The organism is Parvibaculum sp. (genome assembly GCF_040882025.1).
Classification (GTDB): domain Bacteria; phylum Pseudomonadota; class Alphaproteobacteria; order Parvibaculales; family Parvibaculaceae; genus Parvibaculum.
In genome coordinates this window covers 1-18,960 of the sequence record NZ_JBBECC010000080.1, presented here as the reverse complement: position 1 = coordinate 18,960, position 18,960 = coordinate 1, and the positions used below count along the sequence as shown (strand labels likewise).

Annotated in this window: 18 protein-coding genes; 4 read left to right on the top strand and 14 right to left on the bottom strand. The window is 63.1% G+C overall.

Annotated features, from left to right (window positions below):
- The first annotated feature begins 10 nt into the window (after positions 1-10).
- Positions 11-1,153, top strand: a complete 1,143-nt coding sequence (locus WEB61_RS05430) for a mechanosensitive ion channel family protein (protein ID WP_368063313.1) — start codon at positions 11-13, stop codon at positions 1,151-1,153.
- An 84-nt stretch (positions 1,154-1,237) separates the two neighbouring features.
- Here WEB61_RS05430 and WEB61_RS05425 read toward each other — a convergent pair whose 3' ends face one another.
- Complete coding sequence (locus tag WEB61_RS05425) at positions 1,238-2,302, bottom strand: class I SAM-dependent methyltransferase (RefSeq protein WP_368063312.1); 1,065 nt, start codon at positions 2,300-2,302, stop codon at positions 1,238-1,240.
- A 139-nt stretch (positions 2,303-2,441) separates the two neighbouring features.
- Between WEB61_RS05425 and WEB61_RS05420 the strand changes: the two genes are divergently transcribed.
- Positions 2,442-3,479 carry a GlxA family transcriptional regulator gene (locus tag WEB61_RS05420; protein WP_368063311.1) on the top strand — a complete coding sequence of 346 codons (1,038 nt, stop codon included), beginning with the start codon at positions 2,442-2,444 and terminating at the stop codon, positions 3,477-3,479.
- Here the strand turns inward: WEB61_RS05420 and WEB61_RS05415 are convergent.
- From WEB61_RS05415 to WEB61_RS05405, 3 genes are read right to left on the bottom strand one after another with little or no spacing between them, the layout of a single operon-like run.
- Positions 3,474-4,679 (bottom strand): hypothetical protein, encoded by a 1,206-nt coding sequence (locus WEB61_RS05415; RefSeq protein ID WP_368063310.1) that lies wholly within the window; start codon positions 4,677-4,679, stop codon positions 3,474-3,476. The two genes, WEB61_RS05420 and WEB61_RS05415, sit on opposite strands and share 6 nt — an antisense overlap.
- Positions 4,676-5,338, bottom strand: coding sequence for a TetR/AcrR family transcriptional regulator (locus tag WEB61_RS05410; RefSeq protein ID WP_368063309.1), 663 nt, complete (start codon positions 5,336-5,338; stop codon positions 4,676-4,678). Before WEB61_RS05410 ends, WEB61_RS05415 begins: the two co-directional genes overlap by 4 nt.
- A 56-nt stretch (positions 5,339-5,394) precedes the next feature.
- On the bottom strand, positions 5,395-6,717 hold the full coding sequence (locus WEB61_RS05405; protein WP_368063308.1) for an aspartate aminotransferase family protein: 1,323 nt from the start codon (positions 6,715-6,717) through the stop codon (positions 5,395-5,397).
- 192 nt (positions 6,718-6,909) lie between these two features.
- Between WEB61_RS05405 and WEB61_RS05400 the strand changes: the two genes are divergently transcribed.
- Together WEB61_RS05400 and WEB61_RS05395 are read left to right on the top strand one after the other, a co-directional pair.
- Positions 6,910-8,184 (top strand): D-amino acid dehydrogenase, encoded by a 1,275-nt coding sequence (locus WEB61_RS05400; RefSeq protein ID WP_368063307.1) that lies wholly within the window; start codon positions 6,910-6,912, stop codon positions 8,182-8,184.
- 171 nt (positions 8,185-8,355) lie between these two features.
- Entirely contained in the window at positions 8,356-8,745 is a 390-nt protein-coding gene (locus WEB61_RS05395; RefSeq protein WP_368063306.1) for a phasin family protein, read from the top strand.
- 112 nt (positions 8,746-8,857) lie between these two features.
- Here the strand turns inward: WEB61_RS05395 and WEB61_RS05390 are convergent, their stop codons facing one another.
- The 10 genes from WEB61_RS05390 to WEB61_RS05345 all read right to left on the bottom strand — a co-directional run.
- Positions 8,858-9,376, bottom strand: coding sequence for a DUF934 domain-containing protein (locus tag WEB61_RS05390; protein ID WP_368063305.1), 519 nt, complete (start codon positions 9,374-9,376; stop codon positions 8,858-8,860).
- Positions 9,363-11,021, bottom strand: coding sequence for a nitrite/sulfite reductase (locus tag WEB61_RS05385; protein WP_368063304.1), 1,659 nt, complete (start codon positions 11,019-11,021; stop codon positions 9,363-9,365). The genes WEB61_RS05390 and WEB61_RS05385 overlap by 14 nt, the downstream gene beginning before the upstream one ends.
- Before the next feature lie 33 nt (positions 11,022-11,054).
- Positions 11,055-11,390, bottom strand: coding sequence for a DUF2849 domain-containing protein (locus tag WEB61_RS05380; RefSeq protein WP_368063303.1), 336 nt, complete (start codon positions 11,388-11,390; stop codon positions 11,055-11,057).
- A 218-nt stretch (positions 11,391-11,608) separates the two neighbouring features.
- Positions 11,609-12,415: an ABC transporter permease gene (locus WEB61_RS05375; protein WP_368063302.1), complete on the bottom strand. Its 807-nt coding sequence runs from the start codon at positions 12,413-12,415 to the stop codon at positions 11,609-11,611.
- Positions 12,412-13,191: an ABC transporter ATP-binding protein gene (locus tag WEB61_RS05370; RefSeq protein ID WP_368063301.1), complete on the bottom strand. Its 780-nt coding sequence runs from the start codon at positions 13,189-13,191 to the stop codon at positions 12,412-12,414. Before WEB61_RS05370 ends, WEB61_RS05375 begins: the two co-directional genes overlap by 4 nt.
- Positions 13,192-13,210: 19 nt before the next feature.
- Positions 13,211-14,254: an ABC transporter substrate-binding protein gene (locus tag WEB61_RS05365; protein WP_368063300.1), complete on the bottom strand. Its 1,044-nt coding sequence runs from the start codon at positions 14,252-14,254 to the stop codon at positions 13,211-13,213.
- A 93-nt stretch (positions 14,255-14,347) separates the two neighbouring features.
- Entirely contained in the window at positions 14,348-14,869 is a 522-nt protein-coding gene (locus WEB61_RS05360; protein ID WP_368063299.1) for a DUF1254 domain-containing protein, read from the bottom strand.
- Positions 14,866-15,447, bottom strand: a complete 582-nt coding sequence (locus tag WEB61_RS05355; protein ID WP_368063298.1) for a DUF1214 domain-containing protein — start codon at positions 15,445-15,447, stop codon at positions 14,866-14,868. Before WEB61_RS05355 ends, WEB61_RS05360 begins: the two co-directional genes overlap by 4 nt.
- A gap of 139 nt (positions 15,448-15,586) precedes the next feature.
- Positions 15,587-17,392: an ABC-F family ATP-binding cassette domain-containing protein gene (locus tag WEB61_RS05350; RefSeq protein WP_368063297.1), complete on the bottom strand. Its 1,806-nt coding sequence runs from the start codon at positions 17,390-17,392 to the stop codon at positions 15,587-15,589.
- Between the two features lie 70 nt (positions 17,393-17,462).
- A partial coding sequence (locus WEB61_RS05345) for a transglycosylase domain-containing protein (RefSeq protein WP_368063296.1) occupies positions 17,463-18,960 on the bottom strand: 1,498 nt, incomplete at its 5' end.

Sequence of the window (18,960 nt, the reverse complement as noted above, 5' to 3'; positions counted from 1 at the left end):
CGGCCGACACATGATGCAAGGTATACTGAAAAATCTCGAGGACTACTGGTATCTCGTCAGGGACGTCTGGAGTACCGGCGTTCTCGGTTACAGCATCGGCAACATTCTCGTTGCGGTCGCGATTTTCGGTTTCTTCTATGTATTGCGCGGGCTCTTCACCCGCTTCGTTCTGGCGATCGCCGACCGCTGGGTGGAGCGCACGGAGACGAAGGTCGATGACTATATCCGGGACGCGATCCGCAACCCGTTGCGTTTTCTCTTCTTCGCACTCGGTTTTTTCTTCGCAACCGAATATCTCGCTTTCGAAGGCGTTGCACGCGATTTTACCGAGAACCTCAACCGGTCGCTGATCACCGTCGCGATCTTCTGGGCGCTCTACAATTGCGTCGGCCCGGTGAGCCAGGGGGTGAAGAGGCTTGAGCGGGTGCTGACGCCGGAAATTCTCGAATGGCTGGTTGCCGGCGCCAAGACGGCAGTCGTGCTGATCGCGGGTGCAACCATCCTGCAAACCTGGGGCATTCAGGTAGCGCCGATCATTGCCGGCCTCGGCCTTTTCGGCGTTGCGGTGGCGCTTGGCGCACAGGATCTTTTCAAGAACCTGATCGGCGGCATGTCGATCCTGATCGAGCGCCGCTTCGGTATCGGCGACTGGATCAAGGTCGACGGCGTGGTGGAAGGAACGGTGGAAAAGATCGGTTTCCGCTCGACGCATGTGCGCCAGTTCGACAAGGCGCCGGTCTTCGTACCCAACCAGCAGCTTTCGGACAATGCGGTGACAAATTACAGCGCCATGACCTATCGGCGGATATCGTGGCTGATCGGTGTCGAGTACCGCACGACGCACGAGCAGCTGCGGCAGATATGCGACGGCATCGAGCGTTATCTCAACTCAACCGACGATTTCGCGAAGCCTCCATCCGCGCATATTTTCGTGCGTGTCGACAGCTTCGGCGCTTCCTCCATCGATATTCTGGTCTATTGCTTCACGACGACGACCGTCTGGGGCGAATGGCTTGCCGTGAAGGAAGCGCTTGCCTATCGCATCAAGCAGATCGTCGAAGGCGCGGGCACGGGCTTTGCTTTCCCGAGCCGTTCCATCTATGTGGAAACGCTCCCACCATCGCCGGACGAGATTGTGGCAGCCGAGACATAGGGCGGGATCCGTCGGACGGAATCGTATTTCTCTGGAAGAGCGAGCGTCCTGCCGCGCGTTTCGCGCGACAGGGCTTGCGGCTCCTTACAGCCTCGCTTCGAGAACGAGATTGAAAGGTGTCTCGGTCGCGAGCCGGAATGTCGAAAAGCCGGCCTGGGTGAATATCTCCCGGAGCTGCGTTTCACCCGCCTGCGCGCCGAGCGCATAATTTCCCTTCTCGGAAATGGCGTGTGCGCAGCACATCGTCGTCGAGGCGGAGTAGTAGAGCTTGCCGATCGGGTTGAGATTGTCCTCGACCTTGTTGCCGGCGAAAGGCTCGACAAGCATCACCGTTCCGTTGTCGGCAAGTGCTGTCCGGGCATGCCGGGCAGCGGCGTCCGGATGACCCATGTCATGCAGGCAGTCGAAGAAGCAGATCAGGTCGAACTTGCCCTTCGCATAGGCGTCCGCACTGACATGTTCGAAGGTGACGCGGTCGGCGACACCGGCTTCCTCCGCATTGCGCCGGGCGGCGCTGAGAGAGCCTTCATGGGTGTCGATGCCGAGGAAGGCCGATTTGGGGAAGGCCTTGGCCATGAAGATCGTCGAGTGACCATGGCCGCATCCGATATCGGCGACTCTGGCGCCCGTCTTCAGCTTCGCCGTCACGCCATCGAGCGCCGGCAGCCAATTGTCGACCAGATTGGCGCGGTATCCGTTGCGGAAGAACGCCGCGACGCCGCAGAAAAGGCGTCCGTCGTGGTCGCTCCACGGCACGCCATTGCCTGTTCGAAAGGCGTCGATCGTCTTTTCTTCGTCGAGCCACATCGAAGCCGGAACTTCCCATGCAGGCGGAAAGAAGACCGGGCTTTCCTCATCCGCGAAAACCGCGGCCTGCTCGGGCGTAAGTTCATATGTGCCACTTGCCGGATGGTACCGGACATAGCCGGATGCGGCCTGCGAATTGAGCCATTCGCGGACATAGCGCTCGCTGCATTTGGCACGGGCGGCAATCTCGGCGGAAGAAAGCGGGCCAACATTGTGCATGGCCTTGTAGAGGCCGAGCTTGTCGCCGATGCTGACCATCACACCGCCATAACTCGCCGCGAGATCGCTGACGACCTGGTCGAGAAAGGTCTGGAAGGACTGTTGATTGGGCTGGATTGTCATTAGTCTTGCCTCCGTTGGGGGTGGACGACACCGTGCCGTCCGGAATGCGCGGAAACTGACAGTCCGTGCGGCATCCCGATAGAGTGGACCGGGCCACTACCGGTCGGATCGTGCCACTTTCCGCGTCAGGGGAATCCAGATGGTCAAGGATGTGAGCCTGGTCGCCATTCCGGAAGCGATGGCCTCCACGATGAGCGGTCTTTATGACGTTCTCGGTTCACTGCGATCACTGTCGGGTATCGGCGGTACGGTGATCGACGAGGACGTTTTCAGGGTGCGGATCGTTGGCGAGACGCGCGGCACCGCCGTCTCTGCGAGTGGTCTCTCGCTCGAGATTCAGCGTACGATCGACACCATTTCGCGCACCGACATCGTCATCGTACCGTCACTTCTCGTGCCCGAAGGGCGGTGGGAAACGGGACGCTATCCCGAACTGGTCGAATGGCTGGGCACGATGCATCAATCGGGCGCGATCCTGTGTTCCGCCTGCTCCGGCATGTTCCTGCTGGCGGAGACGGGCCTGTTCGACGGCGCGGACTGCACCATCCACTGGTCATATGCACAGCGTTTCCACTCTCTGTTTCCGCAGATCAGGTTGCACCCTGAATGTGCGCTGCTGGCATCCGGAGACCATGCGGACCTCGTCTCGTCCGGGGCTTCGACAAGCTGGCACGATCTCGCGCTCTATCTCGTCGCGCGTTATTCGGGTGTCGCGGTGGCCCAGGCGGCGACGAAGTTCTTCGCCCTGCAGTGGCACGAGGACGGACTCGCGCCCTATATCGTTTTTTCGCCGCCGACCGATCACGGTGATGCCGTGATTGCCGATGCGCAGGCATGGCTCGCGACGCATTTTCCGGTTGGCGGGCCCGTGGAAGAGATGGTCGCGCGTTCCGGCCTGCCCGAACGCACGTTCAAGCGGCGCTTCAGCAAGGCGACGGGGTTCGCGCCGCTCGCCTATGTGCAGCGGCTGCGGATCGAGGACGCGCGTGCCCGTCTCGAGAGGACGTCCGATCCCGTCGACGAGATCGCCTGGCGCGTCGGCTACGAGGATCCGGCATTCTTCCGCCGTATCTTCAACCGCACCATGGGACTGTCGCCCGGCGCCTATCGCCGCAAGTTTCAGGTGCCGGAGGGTGCCGTTCGGCGGAAACGGGCACAGGCCGGCGCGCGCTCATGACACTTCGGCGACCGTTTGGACCGCGCGCCGCGCGCTCGCAATCGCATCGCGGGTCGGGACTCCGCCACGGAAGACAAAGGTGGGTTGCCAGCCGGGCTCGTCGGCGATGGCAGCGAGGCGCGCTTCCGATTCTGCCTCCTTTCCGAGTTGGCGCTCGCGGTCGAGGGTCTCGACCGGCTGGTTAAGCGGATGCATGGCGAGGCCTGCGGCGCTGGCCGTCAGATGAACGCGCTGCCAGAGCCGTCCTGCCGCAAGCGCCTGTGGCCGGTCGTAACGGTCGCGCACCGCTATCATCCCGAGAAGGGCCGCGGTCGGTACATGGGTGTCGCGTGTCTGGTCGAGCCACGCACCATGGCTCTGTTCGGCCGGAAGTGCGGGCAGGAACTTCGCCGCCGCGAGAAGCGCGGACGGGAGTCCGGCGGTATCGAGTTCGAGACCGCTCCGCTCGCGCGCCATTTCCGCCGGACCGTCGCGAAACCAGGCGTGGCTGTCCTCGATCATCGCGTGATCGGCGACAATTTCCTCCGTCGTTTCGACGATGGCGGCGCCGAGTCTTTCAAAAGCGGGGCCGTCGCGGAAGAGCCAGAGCCTGATGTCGGGGCCGCGGCCCATTGCGGCGAGAGATTGCAGCGTCTCGTCGGGGAAACCGCGCGCGACGTCGTAGGGCGCGCGGTTCGTGTGGCGCTTCGGGATCGCATCGTAAAGCGGGTCGACGGGAACATCGGCACGGGTGAGATGGAGCGTCGCGGCGAGAACGGGTGCGTCGCGGCCTCCAATGTCGAGGAGCGAACCGGCGGCGCGCTCGGCGGTAACGGCGTAGCCGTTCGGCGCGGCCGCCAGCGCCATGTTCTCGATGGCGCAGCCGAGACCGATATGCATTTCGCGCAAGTAAGGATCGAACGTGCCGAGATGGCGGCGCGTATCGGCCAGAATGTCGATTTGCGTGTCGGTAACGCGGAAAATCCAGGGTTGCGTGTTGTGTGGATTGGATGCGAGCACGCCTGCCGCAACAAGCGCCAATGGTGTGTTCGCATATTCGGGCGCGTTCCACATCGACCAGGGCGCATAGGCCTCACCTGCCGGATCGGCGAAAACGCCGCGCTCGTTGGCGCGCCAGAGAACGCCCGCAGCGGCGACAAGTGTGATGCCAGAGCCGATTTCGAGAAAGCGTCGGCGCGTGAAACCCGAAGCCTGTGTCATGACGTTCCCTTCCGTTTTGAGGTAGATGCGGCCGCAAAGAGACCGTCGATCATTGCGTCGACGGCGGCGAGTACACGCTCCCAGTTCTTGTCGGTTTTGATTTCGACGCCGCCATAGACGCGGATCTTCAGCGCGCGGGCGGCAAGGTAGTCGATGGCGGCCGCAAGGAGCGCGGTGACGACGGTAATATCAACATCGCCCCAGCCCTTGTGACGCGTGGCCTCTTTCTCCATCAATTCGAGCGAACGCGTCTCGCGCACTTCTTCCAGCGCGACGACAAGCGGCGTACGGTTCGCCGGTTCGGCGGCGATGACGGCGAGTGTCACCGGCCGCTTACGCATTTCGGCGACGTGGTGCCGAAGGCCGCGTTTCAGGGCGTCGGCGGCATCCGTCGCGCCTTCGGTGGCGGCCAGCATGTCCTCGACCGTCCACCAGAAATCGCCATGCTCCGCATAGGCGCGGTAGAGGCCGTCGAGATCGCCGAAATAGCGGTAGATCAGAACCTTGTCGACGCCGGCCTCGCGCGCCAGCGCATTGATGCCGACGCCCGAGAGCCCGTCGCGCAGGATCAGTCGCGACACGGCATCGAGAATGGCCTTCTCGGTCTTCGCGCGGTCGCGCGGGCGAGGTTTCGGTTTGGTCGCGGTTTTTGTCACCATACGGTGACATATAGGGCAAACCGGAACTGTCGTCAAGAAGGTGACAAAGACTGAGTTCAGACGGCGGCGACGGCCTCGTCGATGGCGGCTTTGAGCGTTTCCGCCATGCGGTCGAGTTCGGCGTCGGAAACGATGAAGGCCGGGCCGAGACAGACGATATCGCGGATGGCGCCAGTGCCACCGCCATAGAAGAAGACGCCGCGTTTGAGGCCGGCGCCGATGACGCGCTGTGTGACGGCGGCACTTTCGGGGAAACGTTCGAGCGTCTCGCGGTCCTTGACGATCTCGACGGCGCGCAACAATCCCTCGCCGCGAATTTCGGCGACATGGGCGTGTTGACCGAGCGCGGCTTCGAGGCGGGCGGCAAGCGCGCGGCCGCGCTCGGCGGCGCGGGCGACGAGATTTTCGTCTTCCATGATCTCGAGCACCTTGTCGGCCGCCGCGCAGGCGCCGGGATGGCCGCCATAGGTATAGAACATCAGCGACTGGCCGCCTTCGGCAAGCGGCGCGACGACATCCTCGGAAGCGAAAACGCCGACGATCGGCGCATAGCCGCCGGCAAGCCCCTTGCCCGCGACCAGAATATCGGGCGCGATCTCGAAATGCGCGCAGGCGAAAGCCTTACCGGTGCGCCCGAAGCCCGTCATCACCTCGTCGATGATGAGAAGAATGCCGTGGCGCTTGCAGATTTCCTGCACGCGCGGCCAGTAGCGCGGGCCCGGCATCAGCGCGCCACCCGACGAACCGTTGATCGGTTCGGCAATGAAAGCGGCGATGGTCTCCGGTCCCTCACGAAGCACGAGTGCCTCGAACGCGTCTGCGGCGGCAATGTCGAAATCGGGATGATGCCGCCCGAGCGGCGATCTGAGCGCATAGGGCGTCGGCGCCAGCGGCATGTCGGGAATGAGCTGTTCGAAACCCCTTTTTCGCGCCACATGGCCGGCAATGCCGAGCGTGAAAAGCGTGGTGCCGTGATAGGAGATGTCGCGCCCGACGATCTTCCAGCGCGCCGTGTCGCCCTTCGCCCTGAAATGCTGGACGGCAAGGCGGCAGGCGGCATCGACCGCTTCCGAACCGCCGCTCGCAAGCCAGCTGCGCGTCAGATGCGGCGGCAGCCAGGCGCGGCGCAGACGTTCCATCAGGCGCGTCCGCTCCGGCGTCAGAAAGGGCGGCACCGCATAGGACATCGAAGTCATGGCGGCGGCCGTCGCCGCGCCGACTTCCGGGCGGCCATGTCCGATGTTCGACACGATGGCACCGCCCGACGCATCGAGAATTTCGCCGCCGCCCCGCGTGTGGAGGATGCAACCCTTCGCATGCGTGATATCGACCGCGCGCGCGGCAGGGACGAAGGGCCAGAGGGGACTTGGAACGGTCATCGGGTCTGTGCTCCGGGCTTGTCGGCGTTTCCTGGACGGCGGCCGAGTATGCCGGGCAATTTCCGCCGGTAGAAGTCCTCATGCACTACGCATGCTTTGCCGTCGCCCCCCATTCTTTGCCGTCGCCAAAGCCGCGCGGCTTTGATACCGGTAGGGCCGATTTCGAGCCCCGGATGGCAAGGCAGGTCAATCGTGAAAGTCGCCGTCATCGGCGCCGGCATTGTCGGCGTCGCCACCGCCTATGAACTCGCGCTGCGCGGCGTCGAGGTGACGCTGATCGAGGCGCATGAGGGCGCGGGGCTTGCCACGAGCTTTGCCAATGGCGGACAACTGTCGGCATGCGAGGTCGCGCCCTGGGCGGGGCCGGAAATACCGGGCCTGATCCTGCGCTGGCTCGGCCGCGACGACGCGCCGTTCCGTCTGCGCCCGAAAATGGACCCCGACCAGTGGCGCTGGCTGTTGCGCTTCCTGATGCGCTGCCGGGCATCGGCGCGGCATGAACGTATCCCGCCCAATCTCGAACTGGCGCTGCTGACGCGCGAACGCATGGCTTCATATGAGGCCGGCTTTCGAAACGAAGGCAGGACGCTCGACTTCGACCGCCGGCAAAAAGGTATTCTGCGCATCTTCAGCAGCGCGCATGCGGTGCGCGCAGGCGCGGCCGAGATGGAAACGATGACACGTTTGGGTGTGGAGCAGCAGCTTCTGACGCCCGCCGAATGCGTCAGGATCGAGCCGGCGCTGGCCTCGGCCCTGCAGCGTGGCGAAATCGCGGGCGGACTTTACTCGCCGTCTGACGCGAGTGGCGACGCGCATCTCTTTTCGAAGCAATTGGCCGACGCGGCAATCTTGCGTGGCGTGACGTTTCTGTCGGATACGACGGTAGAAGGTCTCGTCGCCCGCGCCGGGCGTGTCCATGGTGTGGCAACGTCGCGCGGCGTCATCGATGCGGATGCCGTGGTCGTGTCGGCGGGCGCCGGCACCACGGCGCTTCTGAAACCGCTCGGCTTTCGTACATGGATCTATCCGGTGAAGGGGTATTCGGTGACGCTGCCGGCGCCGGAGGGCAACGCACCCGAGGTCAGCATCACCGACGAGGCCCGCAAGATCGTCATCAGCCGGCTGGGCGGCCACCTGCGCGCGGCCGGTCAGGCTGAAGTCGGCGGCTATGACCTGACACTCGAGCCCGCACGCGCAAACTCGGTGCTCGATGCGTTGACGAGCCTGCTGCCCCAGGTTGCGCCGCGGGCAGGGCAAGCCGAATTCTGGTGTGGTCTTCGGCCGATGACGCCGGACGGCAGCCCTGTGATCGGCCGGCTGGAGCCGCTCTCGAACCTTTTTATCAATAGCGGCCACGGCACGCTGGGCTGGACGCTGGGGGCAGGCAGCGCTACGCTCCTTGCGGATTTGATCTGCGGCGGCTTGCCGCAACTGGACGTAAGTCCTTTCTCCATAACAAGATTTTAGGGAGGCAGACGCCGGAAACCGTCTATTTTTGTGCATTGCACAAAAAATACTTGACGTCGGGGCAGGGGCAAATTATCTCATTGTGCAGCGCACAAATCCGGCGCGCCGGTATGTGCGGGGAAACGCTCGCAGTGAGGTGAGCGACCACGCGATACAGGAGATGGAAAAACCATGACCGAAGCGACCCCCAAAGCCAAGAAGACCAAGACGACGACCTCGAAGCCGCGCGCCGCGAAGGCAGCGGCCAAGAGCACCAAGTCCGCGCCCAAATCCGCGCCCAAGGCCGACGCGAAGAACCCGATCGAAGCGGCGTCCGGCATCATCGTGACGCTCGCACGCACCAACTTCGAGGAATCGGTTGAGACCGCCCGTGCCGCCCTGAAATCCGGCAGCATCAAGACGGCGGTGGAACTCCAGAATGAACTCGTTCGCGCCACCATCAAGCGGAACATCGATGCCGCTCGCGAACTCAATGAGCTGACCGTGACGACCGTGCGCGAGGCCGTAGGCCCCTACGCCACGAAGTTCACCGAAGCCTTCGAAAAGCTCCGCGCTGCGTAATTCGCGCGAAGCTCCGGACAAATCACGTCTGTTGAGTATTGTTGCGTAATCGAAAGCCCGGCCCCTGAAAAGGGTGCCGGGCTTTTGTTTGCCGAACGGAAAAGCGTGATTGTCAGACCGCTTCGCGCGTTGCCGCACGCGCCGCGAGGCGTTGGCGCAACGACAGCACCGGCTCGCGCTCGTCGGTCGCGGCCTGATAGGAATGGCTGAAGACGGCGACATTCTCGGCGTAGATTTCCGGCGTGATGTTGTCCGCGACTTCAAGCGCATCGAAGCCGCAGCGGACCATGAAATGAAACTGGTCGCGCAGCACATTGCCGACCGCGCGAACCTCGCCGTTGTAGCCGTAGCGCTCGCGCAGCAGCCGCGCATAGGAATAGGCGCGGCCATTGCGATAGGCCGGGAACTCGAGCGCGACCACCGTGAGCTTGTCGAGATCGTCCGCGATGACGGAGGGCTCCTGACCGCTCTTCAGCCGCACACCGAGCGGCGTGTTGCGCGCGGTGAGGGCATCGCGGTCCTTCTGCCACCTCTCGAGGCTGACGATCACCGCACCTTCCGGCAACGCATCCTCATCGCCGACAGCAGCGAAATCGTCCGCAACGAACTTCCCGTTCCTAATGAGTTGCATAGAGGCTCTCCTTGAACGGGTCGATGCCGGTGCGGCGATAAGTGTCGATGAAACGCTCGCCGGGCTGACGCAGGCCGAGATAGGTCGTCACGATCGTTTCGATGGCGTCGACAATCTGGTCCTCCGTGAAGGCCGGGCCGACAATGTCGCCAATGGCGGTTTTTTCGTCCGCTGCTCCGCCCAACGTCACCTGATAATATTCGACGCCCTTCTTGTCGACACCCAGAATGCCGATATGGCCGACATGGTGATGGCCGCAGGCATTGATGCAGCCCGAGGTGTTGATCTTCAACTCACCGATATCGTGCTGCCGGTCGAGATCGCTGAAGCGTTCCGAAATCTGCTGCGCCAGCGGGATCGAACGGGCGTTGGCGAGTGCGCAGTAGTCGAGGCCGGGGCAGGTGATCTGGTCGGTGATGAGGTTGATGTTGGCGGTTGCAAGATCGGCCGCCCTCAGTGCCGCGTGGACGGCGGGCAGGTCCTTCTTGCGCACATCGGCCAGCGTCAGATTCTGCTCATGCGTGACGCGCAACTCGTCGAAGCTGTATTTCTCGGCGATGTCGGCCACCGCGTCCATCTGGTCCGATGAGCAATCGCCCGGTGTGCCGCCAATGGGCTTGAGGGAGATGTTGACGATGGCGTAGCCCGGCACCTTGTGGGTAGCGACGTTGGACTTCACCCAGTTGGCGAAATCGGGATCGGCGACGATCGCCTTGTTGAGTTCGGTGCTTTCGTCCGGCAGCGTCTCGTAAGCGGGCGGCGCGAAATAGGCCTGAATGCGCGCAACTTCTTCAGCCGGCAGGTGCAACGCGCCGGTCTTGCGGATTTCGGCAAACTCGGCATCCACCTGCCGCTTCATTTCCTCCGCGCCGATCTCGTGCACCAGGATCTTGATACGCGCCTTGTAGATGTTGTCGCGGCGTCCATACATGTTGTAGACGCGCATAATCGCCTCGAGATAGGCGAGCAAATCTTCCTTCGGCACGAAATCGGCAATCTTCTTGCCGATCATCGGCGTGCGGCCGAGGCCGCCGCCGACATAGACTTCGTAACCGATCGCGCCCTTGTCGTCCTGCACGATCTGGATGCCGATGTCGTGCACGCGGATCGCGGCGCGGTCATCCGGCGTGCCGGATACGGCGATCTTGAACTTGCGCGGCAGGAACGAGAACTCCGGATGGAAGGTCGACCACTGGCGGATGATTTCCGAGACGATGCGTGGATCCTCGATCTCGTCTTTTGCCGCGCCGGCATACTGGTCCGACGTAACATTGCGAATGCAATTGCCGGATGTCTGGATGGCGTGCATCTCGACGGTTGCGAGATCGCGCAGGATGTCGGGCGTGTCCTTCAGCGCCGGCCAGTTGAACTGCAAGTTCTGGCGCGTCGTGAAATGGCCATAGCCGCGATCGTATTTGCGGCCGATATGGGCGAGCATGCGAAGCTGCTTCGACGACAGCGTGCCGTAGGGAATGGCGATCCGGAGCATATAGGCGTGAAGCTGCAGATAGACGCCGTTCATCAGCCGGAGCGGCTTGAACTCGTCCTCGGTCAACTCGCCCGAAAGGCGGCGCGAAACCTGCCCGCGAAACTGGGCGACGCGCTCGTTGACAAGCTGCTGGTCGAATTCGTCGTAGCGGTACATCTGTAAACCTTTGTCTCTCGCGGGTTCGTGCGCTCAGCGATGAACGCCCGGCAGCTCCGCCTGCTTGCCGAGATCGAGGCGCACGGTCGGGCCCGCCTGCCGGATCGTTTCGCGTACGCTTGCGGCACGAATGCCGTTTTCCTCGCGCGCCACTTCGAAAAGATACGGCTCGACGATCGTGTTGTCGTCGACCGAGCCTTGCGCCCGCCCGAGCAACGCCTCGCCGGCTTCCTTGCCTTCGGCGATGTCGGCATCCTGCAGCGACTCCGACCACCGGTTATCGGCCGTCAGATAAACGACGATGCCGTCGTCGAGGCGGTTCGCCGTGAGCGCCTGAAATTGCGCTCCCTTGCGGCTGTGCTGGGCCATTGCTGGACGCTCCCTGAGGCTTCGCTTGCGCCGTCCGGCGCTGCCGGCCTCGTCTAGTGATGTGAGGCAGGGCGCAAACCTGCGAAGCCGTTGCTAACTACCCGGTAACATGGGTTTTTTGCTAAAGATCGTCAATAGAAGTGTAGAACAATATTATTCACGTTTTTGAAGAGTTAATTTTAAAAACCCGCAAGATTCAGCCATTTTTCGACGTCGTATCAGAACTCGCGCCGGACAGCGCTTTCGTGCCAGCGCCGAAGCAGCAGATGCTCGACCCAAGTCAGGCAGAAGAAAATCGAGATACCCAGCGCCGAAAGCAGGAAGAGCGCGGCAAACATGCGCGGGATGTCGAGCCGGTAGCCGGCCTCGACAATGCGCCAGGCAAGCCCGGTCCCGGTGCCCGAGCCCGCGACAAATTCGGCAACGACGGCGCCGATCAGCGCCAGCCCGCCTGAAATCTTCATGCCGGCCAGAATGTAGGGCAGGGCGGACGGTAGCTGCAGCTCGGTCAGAATTTGCCAGCGGCTGGCACCATAGAGCCGGAAAAGATCGCGCAGATTGTGATCGGCCGAACGCAGGCCGAGGGTTGTGTTGGAGAGGATCGGGAAGAAGGCGACGATCCAGGCGAGGATCAGCAAGGCGAGTTCGATCCGATCATAGCCGACCCAGATGAGAACAAGGGGCGCGATGGCGACGACCGGCGTTACCTGCAACACGACCGCATAGGGAAAGAGCGCCATCTCGATCCGCCGGCTTTGCGAAAAGAGAATGGCAAGGCCGATGCCGCCGACCGCTGCGAGCAGAAAGGCGGCGAGCGTCACGCGCAGCGTTACCCAGAGCGATGCCATCAGCGAACCGAAATTGAGAATGAAACTTTCCCAGATGCGGCTCGGCGCCGGCAGCACGAAGGGTGGTACATCGCCGATCCGCACAAAGGCTTCCCAGATGCCGAGAAAGACAAGGCCGACGACAACCGGCACGACGACGCGCATCGCGCGCGAAAAGCTGCTGTCTTCGCCATTCATGGTGCCGCTCCCTCGCGCAAGGCCGTGCTGACGACCGCGCAATAGTCGACATAGCCATGCGACCGGCGAAAGGCCGGCCCACGCGGGTAGGGTGCCTCGATGCCGACTTCGCCGAGAACGCGCCCCGGCCGCGCGCCCATCACCAGCACACGCTCGGAGAGATAGACCGACTCGTAGATGCTGTGCGTGACGAAAATAACCGTCCAACGCAGGCTGCTCCAGAGTTGTAACAGATCGTCGTCGAGCTTCTCGCGCGTGAATTCGTCGAGTGCCGCAAAGGGTTCGTCCATCAGCAGCACCGGCGGTTCGGTCACAAGCGCGCGCGCCAGCGACACACGCATCTTCATGCCGCCGGAGAGTTCGCGCGGGAAAGCGCCCGAAAAATCGGCGAGCCCCACGCGTTCCAGCGCCTCCATCAGTTGCGGTTGCGCTTTCTCGCGCGCCATGCCGCGGAGTTTCAGTGGCAGGAAGACATTGTCGAGAACGGATGCCCAGGGCATCAGTGTTGCGTCCTGAAAGACGAAACCGATATCGGCAGGCCGTGCCCCGTCGGCGGTGTGCCAGCAGACATCGCCGCCGCTCGGCCCGATCAGCCCGGCGACAATCCTGAGCAGTGTACTCTTCCCGCAGCCCGAGGGTCCGACCAGCGAAATGAAATCGCCCTGCCTGATCGTTGCATCGACGCCCGCAAGCGCCACCGTCCCGCCGCCATAGGTCTTGGCGACGCCGGAGAGCGTGAGCAAGGGAGGCCGCGTCGACGCGTCGGCTGAGGTCATACTGGCACGGCCGCTTCTCTCATTCGCCCGTCAACTCCCGCTTCAGGTCGAGCCCGACGCCCTGATTGACGAATTCCAGCGTATAGGCGCTGTGAACGTCGAGATCGTCCGAATAGACGCCCGCCCGGACCATGGTCAGGTAAAAGTCCTGCCAGCGCGCATCCGTCATCGCGCCGATGCCGCGCGTCAGCGTGTCGCCGGAGTCGACGATGCCATATTGTTTCATCAGCGAGATCGCATTGACGATGACATCGTCGGTCATTTCCGGATTGTCGCGCTTGATCAGTGCGTTGGCGGGCGCCGGATCGCCATAGAGATAACTGACCCAGCCGCGAATGCTGGCATCGACAAAGGCCTGCACCACTTCCGGCTGTTCGGCGATCGTCCGGTCGGCGGCGAGCACGAAGGCGGCATAACCCGGATAGCCGTGGTCCGACAACAGAAACACCTGCGGTTCGATGCCGGTTTCCTTGTGGATCATGTAAGGCTCCGAGGAGAGATAGCCTTGCTGGATCGCCTGCGGATCGGTCAGGAAGGGCGCGAGGTTGAACGTGTATTTGCGGATCTGGCTGTCCTCGAAACCGTATTTCGCTTTCAGCCATTGCCAGAAGGCGCTGACGGTTGCGTCCGACACCATGATCGGCTTGCCCTTCATGTCGGCGATTGATTTCACATCGTCGCGTGGATGGGCGATGAAGACCTGCGGGTCTTTCTGGAAGGCCGCCATCACGGCCTTGGCGCCGGCGCCCGCCTCGACAATGTTGAGCGGAATGAAATTGTTGGAGCCAATGCCGAAATCGACGGAATGTGCGGCCAGCAGTTGCGGCACGTTGATGCCCGGCCCCCCTTGCACGATCTTCACGTCGAGCCCGGCCTCTGCGTAGTAACTATTGGCCAGCGCCTGATAAAAGCCGCCATGCTCGGCCTGCGCCTTCCAGTCGGTGGCGAAGCTGACCCGGACAAGACCATTGTCCGGCCGACCGCCCGATCCGATTGCCAGTACAATGAGAAGGGCGACGACAACCGCCGCCGCGACGGCGACCAAAATCAGGTTCCGGTTCATGGAGGCCTCCCCTTGGAACGCACGCGGCCGCGCGAAACGGAGCGATGGTATCAGCGGGAAACCCGGACGGCTACCGTGCGAATGGGCCCCGGCTCAGAGCGGCTCGCAATTGGACTGGCGCCGCATGGCGTCGATCTCGGGTTGTGCCTCGTCGGAGGTGATCAACGAACGGAAGAGAATGATGCCGCGGCTGCTCGGCGCGATGACGACCGGCGCGCCATTGTCCCCCTTCGTCGTGTCGTCGGTCGTCAATATGATCTCGATCCTGGCGGCTTTCGCCTGCCGATCGTTGACGACGAAGAAATTGTCGGTGTTGGAGGCAAACATCGAGAGCGACCAATAGGTATCGGGTACGGGCGACGTGACGCGCAGCGGACGTGCACCGACATCGTAAACGCATGCCGTGTAGAGAAGATCGGGGCTCGGACGGACGATGCCGCGCGAAGCCGCGGTCACCGGCGCGGGATAGACAGCCTTGTTGACACCGCCGGCCTGGGTCGAGATGCCGGCCATGGCGCGGTTCATGATGCCGTAGGGCACGGCGAAAACGGTCAGGATATGAAAGACGGCGGCAAGCACCACGGTGCCGGCAATCCACAGGGGCCATGTTTTCATTCTGTGCACGCCTCCCGGGCGATACGCGGCAGCACGATTCCGGATGGATCGCGCGCCGTTTCCTCATTGGGATTGTACAGTCTCAGTGTCAGCGTGAACGTCCCGTCGTTCTCGCCGGTTGGTATCCAGTTGCTTTCGGCTTCCGAGGGACCGACCAAAATGACGAAACTGTCGTCATCTTCACGCGCCACCGTGTCGCCGCCGTAAGAATAGCGGTCCTGCGGATTGGGGATCAGGAAGTGATCGGCGGCATAGGCGGTGATGCTCCACCAGCGCGCCGGCGGATCGGTGCCGATGATCTTGTAGGAGCACCGGGTTCGAAGAGTTGCGCCTTCGTCGTCGGTCGCCGCGGTGAAATAGATCGTCTCGCTGCGATTGAGCGCCAGCAGGCCGCCGACGGCAACGCGGGCGCGCGTGTAGGGGTCTGCGTCGGCCGAACCGATAATCTCGCTCGTCTTCCACGCACCGGCTGAAATTGTCCCGCCGAGCCCACCGCCTTGCAGAAGCAGCAACGCCGAGCCGACGCCCAGGACGAGCGCGACGACAAAAGACGCCAGAAGCTTCAGGATAAGCTTCACCGACCCTCCCTTCGAATCCTTCTGGATTCGAAATTCACCGGCGTTTCGTTCCGCTACACCCCCGCGCGAATCGGAACGCACACCATCCAAACTTGTGCCGGAGCAACAGTCAAAGGGAATATGGACGGGTGGTTAATCGTCAGGTGCCCGAAAGGGCTTCGCGCTTCAGTTCAAGGTCCAGCCAGCGTTCCTCTGCCGCGGCAAGCTCTGCCCGAAGCGCGTCGTGGCGCGCCGTCGCGCTCCGGAATTCATCGGCGTTGCGCGCGTAAAGGTCCGGATCCGCAAGCTTTTTTTCAAGTGCGGCGATTTCCTGCGCCAGCCTTGGCATCCTGTCCTGCAACTCCTCCAGCGCGCGCAGATCCTTGTAGCTGAGCTTGGTGGTCGATCGTGCGCGCTCTGGCCGGGCCTGCGGGGCGGGGCGATCAGGCGCGGATTTGGCCGTTAAGTCGCGTTTTCGGGCCTGGGTCAGATAATCCGAATAGCCGCCCGGATATTCGACGGCGCCGCCGCTGCCGTCCAATGCGACGACCGAGGTAACGACGCGGTCGAGAAAATCGCGATCATGGCTGACCAGCAGGACCGTGCCGTCATAATCCGCCAGCATCTCCTGCAGGAGATCGAGCGTTTCCATGTCGAGATCGTTGGTCGGTTCGTCGAGAATGAGAAGGTTCGACGGCTTGGCAAGCGCCCGCGCCAGCAGCAGGCGGCATTGCTCGCCGCCGGAGAGCGCCTTGACCGGCTGGCGCGCCTGCGTCTCGCGGAAGAGAAAATCCTTGAGGTAGGACACGACGTGACGCGGATGTCCGCGCACCATCACCTGATCGCCGCCGCCTTGGCACAACGTCTGCCAGAGCGTTGCGTCCGGATCGAGCGCCGCGCGTGTCTGGTCGACATAGACCGGTGTGAGGTTGGTGCCGAGACGTATCGTGCCGCTGTCGGGCTTCAGTGCGCCGGTCAGGATTTTCAGCAGCGTTGTTTTGCCGGCACCATTGGGCCCGATCAGACCCACCTTGTCGCCCCTCATGATGCGCGTCGAAAAATCGCGCACGGCGATACGTTCGCCGCCATCCGGTTGCGGCCAGCTCTTCGATATGCCCTTCGCTTCAACGACGAGCGAGCCCGATGCCGCACCACTTTCGGCCGCCAGCTCGACACGTCCCGTCTGGCCGACACGCCGTGCGCGATCGGCGCGCATCGCATGAAGCCGGCGAAGCCGGCCCTGATTTCGTGTGCGCCGCGCCGAAATTCCTTCGCGCGACCACTGCGTCTCTTGTTCGATCAGCCGGTCGAGCTTGTGGGCGACCGTTTCCTCCTCGGCAAGAATTTGCTCCGACCAACCATCGAAGGCGGAAAAACCCCTGTCGAGCCGGCGGATCGTGCCGCGATCGAGCCAAAGGCATCCGGCCGTGAGGCGACGCAAAAAGGCGCGGTCATGGCTGATCAATATGAAAGCGCCGCGGAACTGCGACAGCGTTTCCTCAAGCCACTCGATCGACGGCAGATCGAGGTGGTTGGTGGGTTCGTCGAGCAATAGAATATCGGGCTCCTCGGCAAGCACACGTGCCAGCGCCGCCTTGCGTCCTTCGCCGCCGGAAAGCGTTGACGGAACGGCCGACGGCAGGAGCTTCAGCTCATCGAGGGCTGCCAGCGCCTTGTGCTGCGCCGCACCGCCCGCGGTTGCATACTCGAGTACGCTCGCCGCACCACCGAAATCGGGCGCTTGTTCGAGATAGGCGATGCGCGTGCCGGGTTGACGAAAAATCTCGCCGCCATCGGGCTCGACAAGACCGGCCGCAATCTTGAGCAGCGTCGACTTGCCGGAGCCGTTCCGCCCGACAAGGCACAGCCTATCTCCGGCTGCGAGCGCAAAGCTTGCGCCCGCGATCAACACCTGATCGGCGAAGGCGACGCGAATGTCGCGAAGGGCGAGAAGCGGAGGAGCCAATCTGGAAATCTCTGCGTGTGGGAGCGATGCGTTTATATGGCGCATCGCGCGACCCGACGCAAACAGGGTGTCAGCGCCGGCCGCTCAGCGTTTCGCCGCCACGCCGGAACCCTTGCCCCCACCTGGCCGACCGGCCTTCAAGTTTCGGCGCCGCCGAGAAGAGCTCGTCGAGTTCGGCAAAAAATCCGGTTCGCGCGTCGGTCGCGGTTCTGATCGTGGTGTCGTGGTAACGCACGGCGCCGGGCAGGGGCGCCGGTGGCTGCCCTTCCTGGGCGGCGGTCATATAGGCCTGCCAGGCGCTCGCGGCGATATTGCCGCCGGCGGCGCCGCTGGTCGGCGTGTTGTCGTCGTTACCGAACCAGACACCGGCCGTCTCGTTGCCGGTATAGCCGATGAACCAGGCATCGCGACCGTCCTGGCTGGTGCCGGTCTTTCCGGCGGCAAGCCGCCCGCCGAGCTGTGCCGCGCGTCCCGTGCCATCGGTCATCGTATGGTAGAGCATGTAGGTCATGTCGTGGGCGTGCTCGGATTTGATCGCCTGGGCGACTTCGGGTGTGCGGCTGAAAATCGTGTTGCCGTCCTCTGAGACGATTTCGACAATGCCGTAAGGTGCCGATCTGCGGCCTTCATTGCCGAACACCGAGTAGGCTGACGTCAGCTCCAGCAATGTCACTTCGGCGCTTCCGAGCACCACCGAAAGATTGCGGGGCAACGGCCGTTCGATCCCGAGACGTTGTGCAACGTCGCCGATCCGGTCCATGCCCACCTTGTCGCCGATCTGAACGGCGATTGTGTTGATCGACTGGGCGAGCGCCGTCGAGAGGCTGACGGTTCCCCAGTCGCGCGCCGCCACATTGCGCGGCATCCAACCGCCCATCGACACAGGTTCGTCCGTGACCGGACTGTCCGGCGTATAGCCGGCCTCGAGCGCGGCCAGATAAACGACGGGCTTGAAAGCCGAGCCGGGTTGCCGCAACGCCTGCGCCGCGCGGTTGAACTGGCTCTCGAGATAGGATCGGCCGCCGACCATCGCAAGCACGGCGCCATCGGAGCCGAGGGCGACGAGAGCGCCCTGTGACACGTTGAGTTGCGTGCCCGTCTCCGAAAGGGCTTTCTTGATGGCCGCGGTGGCTGCGGCCTGCCGGCGTGGATCGAGTGTGGTGCGAACGATGTAACGTCCGGTCGCACCGGGCATTGAAGCGGTAACCTGCGCGGTGACCCAATCGACGAAATATTCCTGGCCCTCGGCCCGGTCGCGTATGACGACATCGGCGGGATTGGCCCGCGCGCCTGCGACCTCCTGCGCTGTCAGCCTGCCGGAATCGACGAGCCGGTCGAGTACTTGATCGGCGCGCGCACGCGCACGGTCGAGATCATTGCTCGGCGCAAACCGGCTCGGCGCCTTCGGCAAGCCGGCCAGGATGGCGGCTTCGGCCAGCGAGACGTCGCGCACCGACTTATCGAAATAGTAGTGGGCTGCCGCATCCATGCCGTAATTGCCGGCGCCCATGTAAATGCGGTTGAGATAGAGCGTCAGGATTTCGTCCTTGGACAGATTGTTCTCTAGC

Bases quoted from the DNA above. Each gene is read 5' to 3' on its own strand.
- WEB61_RS05365 (WP_368063300.1), bottom strand. From the start codon at position 14,254: ATGAACCGGAACCTGATTTTGGTCGCCGTCGCGGCGGCGGTTGTCGTC.
- WEB61_RS05380 (WP_368063303.1), bottom strand. From the start codon at position 11,390: ATGGCCCAGCACAGCCGCAAGGGAGCGCAATTTCAGGCGCTCACGGCG.
- WEB61_RS05405 (WP_368063308.1), bottom strand. From the start codon at position 6,717: ATGACCGTTCCAAGTCCCCTCTGGCCCTTCGTCCCTGCCGCGCGCGCG.
- WEB61_RS05360 (WP_368063299.1), bottom strand. From the start codon at position 14,869: ATGAAAACATGGCCCCTGTGGATTGCCGGCACCGTGGTGCTTGCCGCC.
- WEB61_RS05370 (WP_368063301.1), bottom strand. From the start codon at position 13,191: ATGACCTCAGCCGACGCGTCGACGCGGCCTCCCTTGCTCACGCTCTCC.
- WEB61_RS05420 (WP_368063311.1), top strand. From the start codon at position 2,442: ATGGTCAAGGATGTGAGCCTGGTCGCCATTCCGGAAGCGATGGCCTCC.
- WEB61_RS05430 (WP_368063313.1), top strand. From the start codon at position 11: ATGATGCAAGGTATACTGAAAAATCTCGAGGACTACTGGTATCTCGTC.
- WEB61_RS05425 (WP_368063312.1), bottom strand. From the start codon at position 2,302: ATGACAATCCAGCCCAATCAACAGTCCTTCCAGACCTTTCTCGACCAG.
- WEB61_RS05395 (WP_368063306.1), top strand. From the start codon at position 8,356: ATGACCGAAGCGACCCCCAAAGCCAAGAAGACCAAGACGACGACCTCG.
- WEB61_RS05415 (WP_368063310.1), bottom strand. From the start codon at position 4,679: ATGACACAGGCTTCGGGTTTCACGCGCCGACGCTTTCTCGAAATCGGC.
- WEB61_RS05375 (WP_368063302.1), bottom strand. From the start codon at position 12,415: ATGAATGGCGAAGACAGCAGCTTTTCGCGCGCGATGCGCGTCGTCGTG.
- WEB61_RS05385 (WP_368063304.1), bottom strand. From the start codon at position 11,021: ATGTACCGCTACGACGAATTCGACCAGCAGCTTGTCAACGAGCGCGTC.
- WEB61_RS05410 (WP_368063309.1), bottom strand. From the start codon at position 5,338: ATGGTGACAAAAACCGCGACCAAACCGAAACCTCGCCCGCGCGACCGC.
- WEB61_RS05390 (WP_368063305.1), bottom strand. From the start codon at position 9,376: ATGCAACTCATTAGGAACGGGAAGTTCGTTGCGGACGATTTCGCTGCT.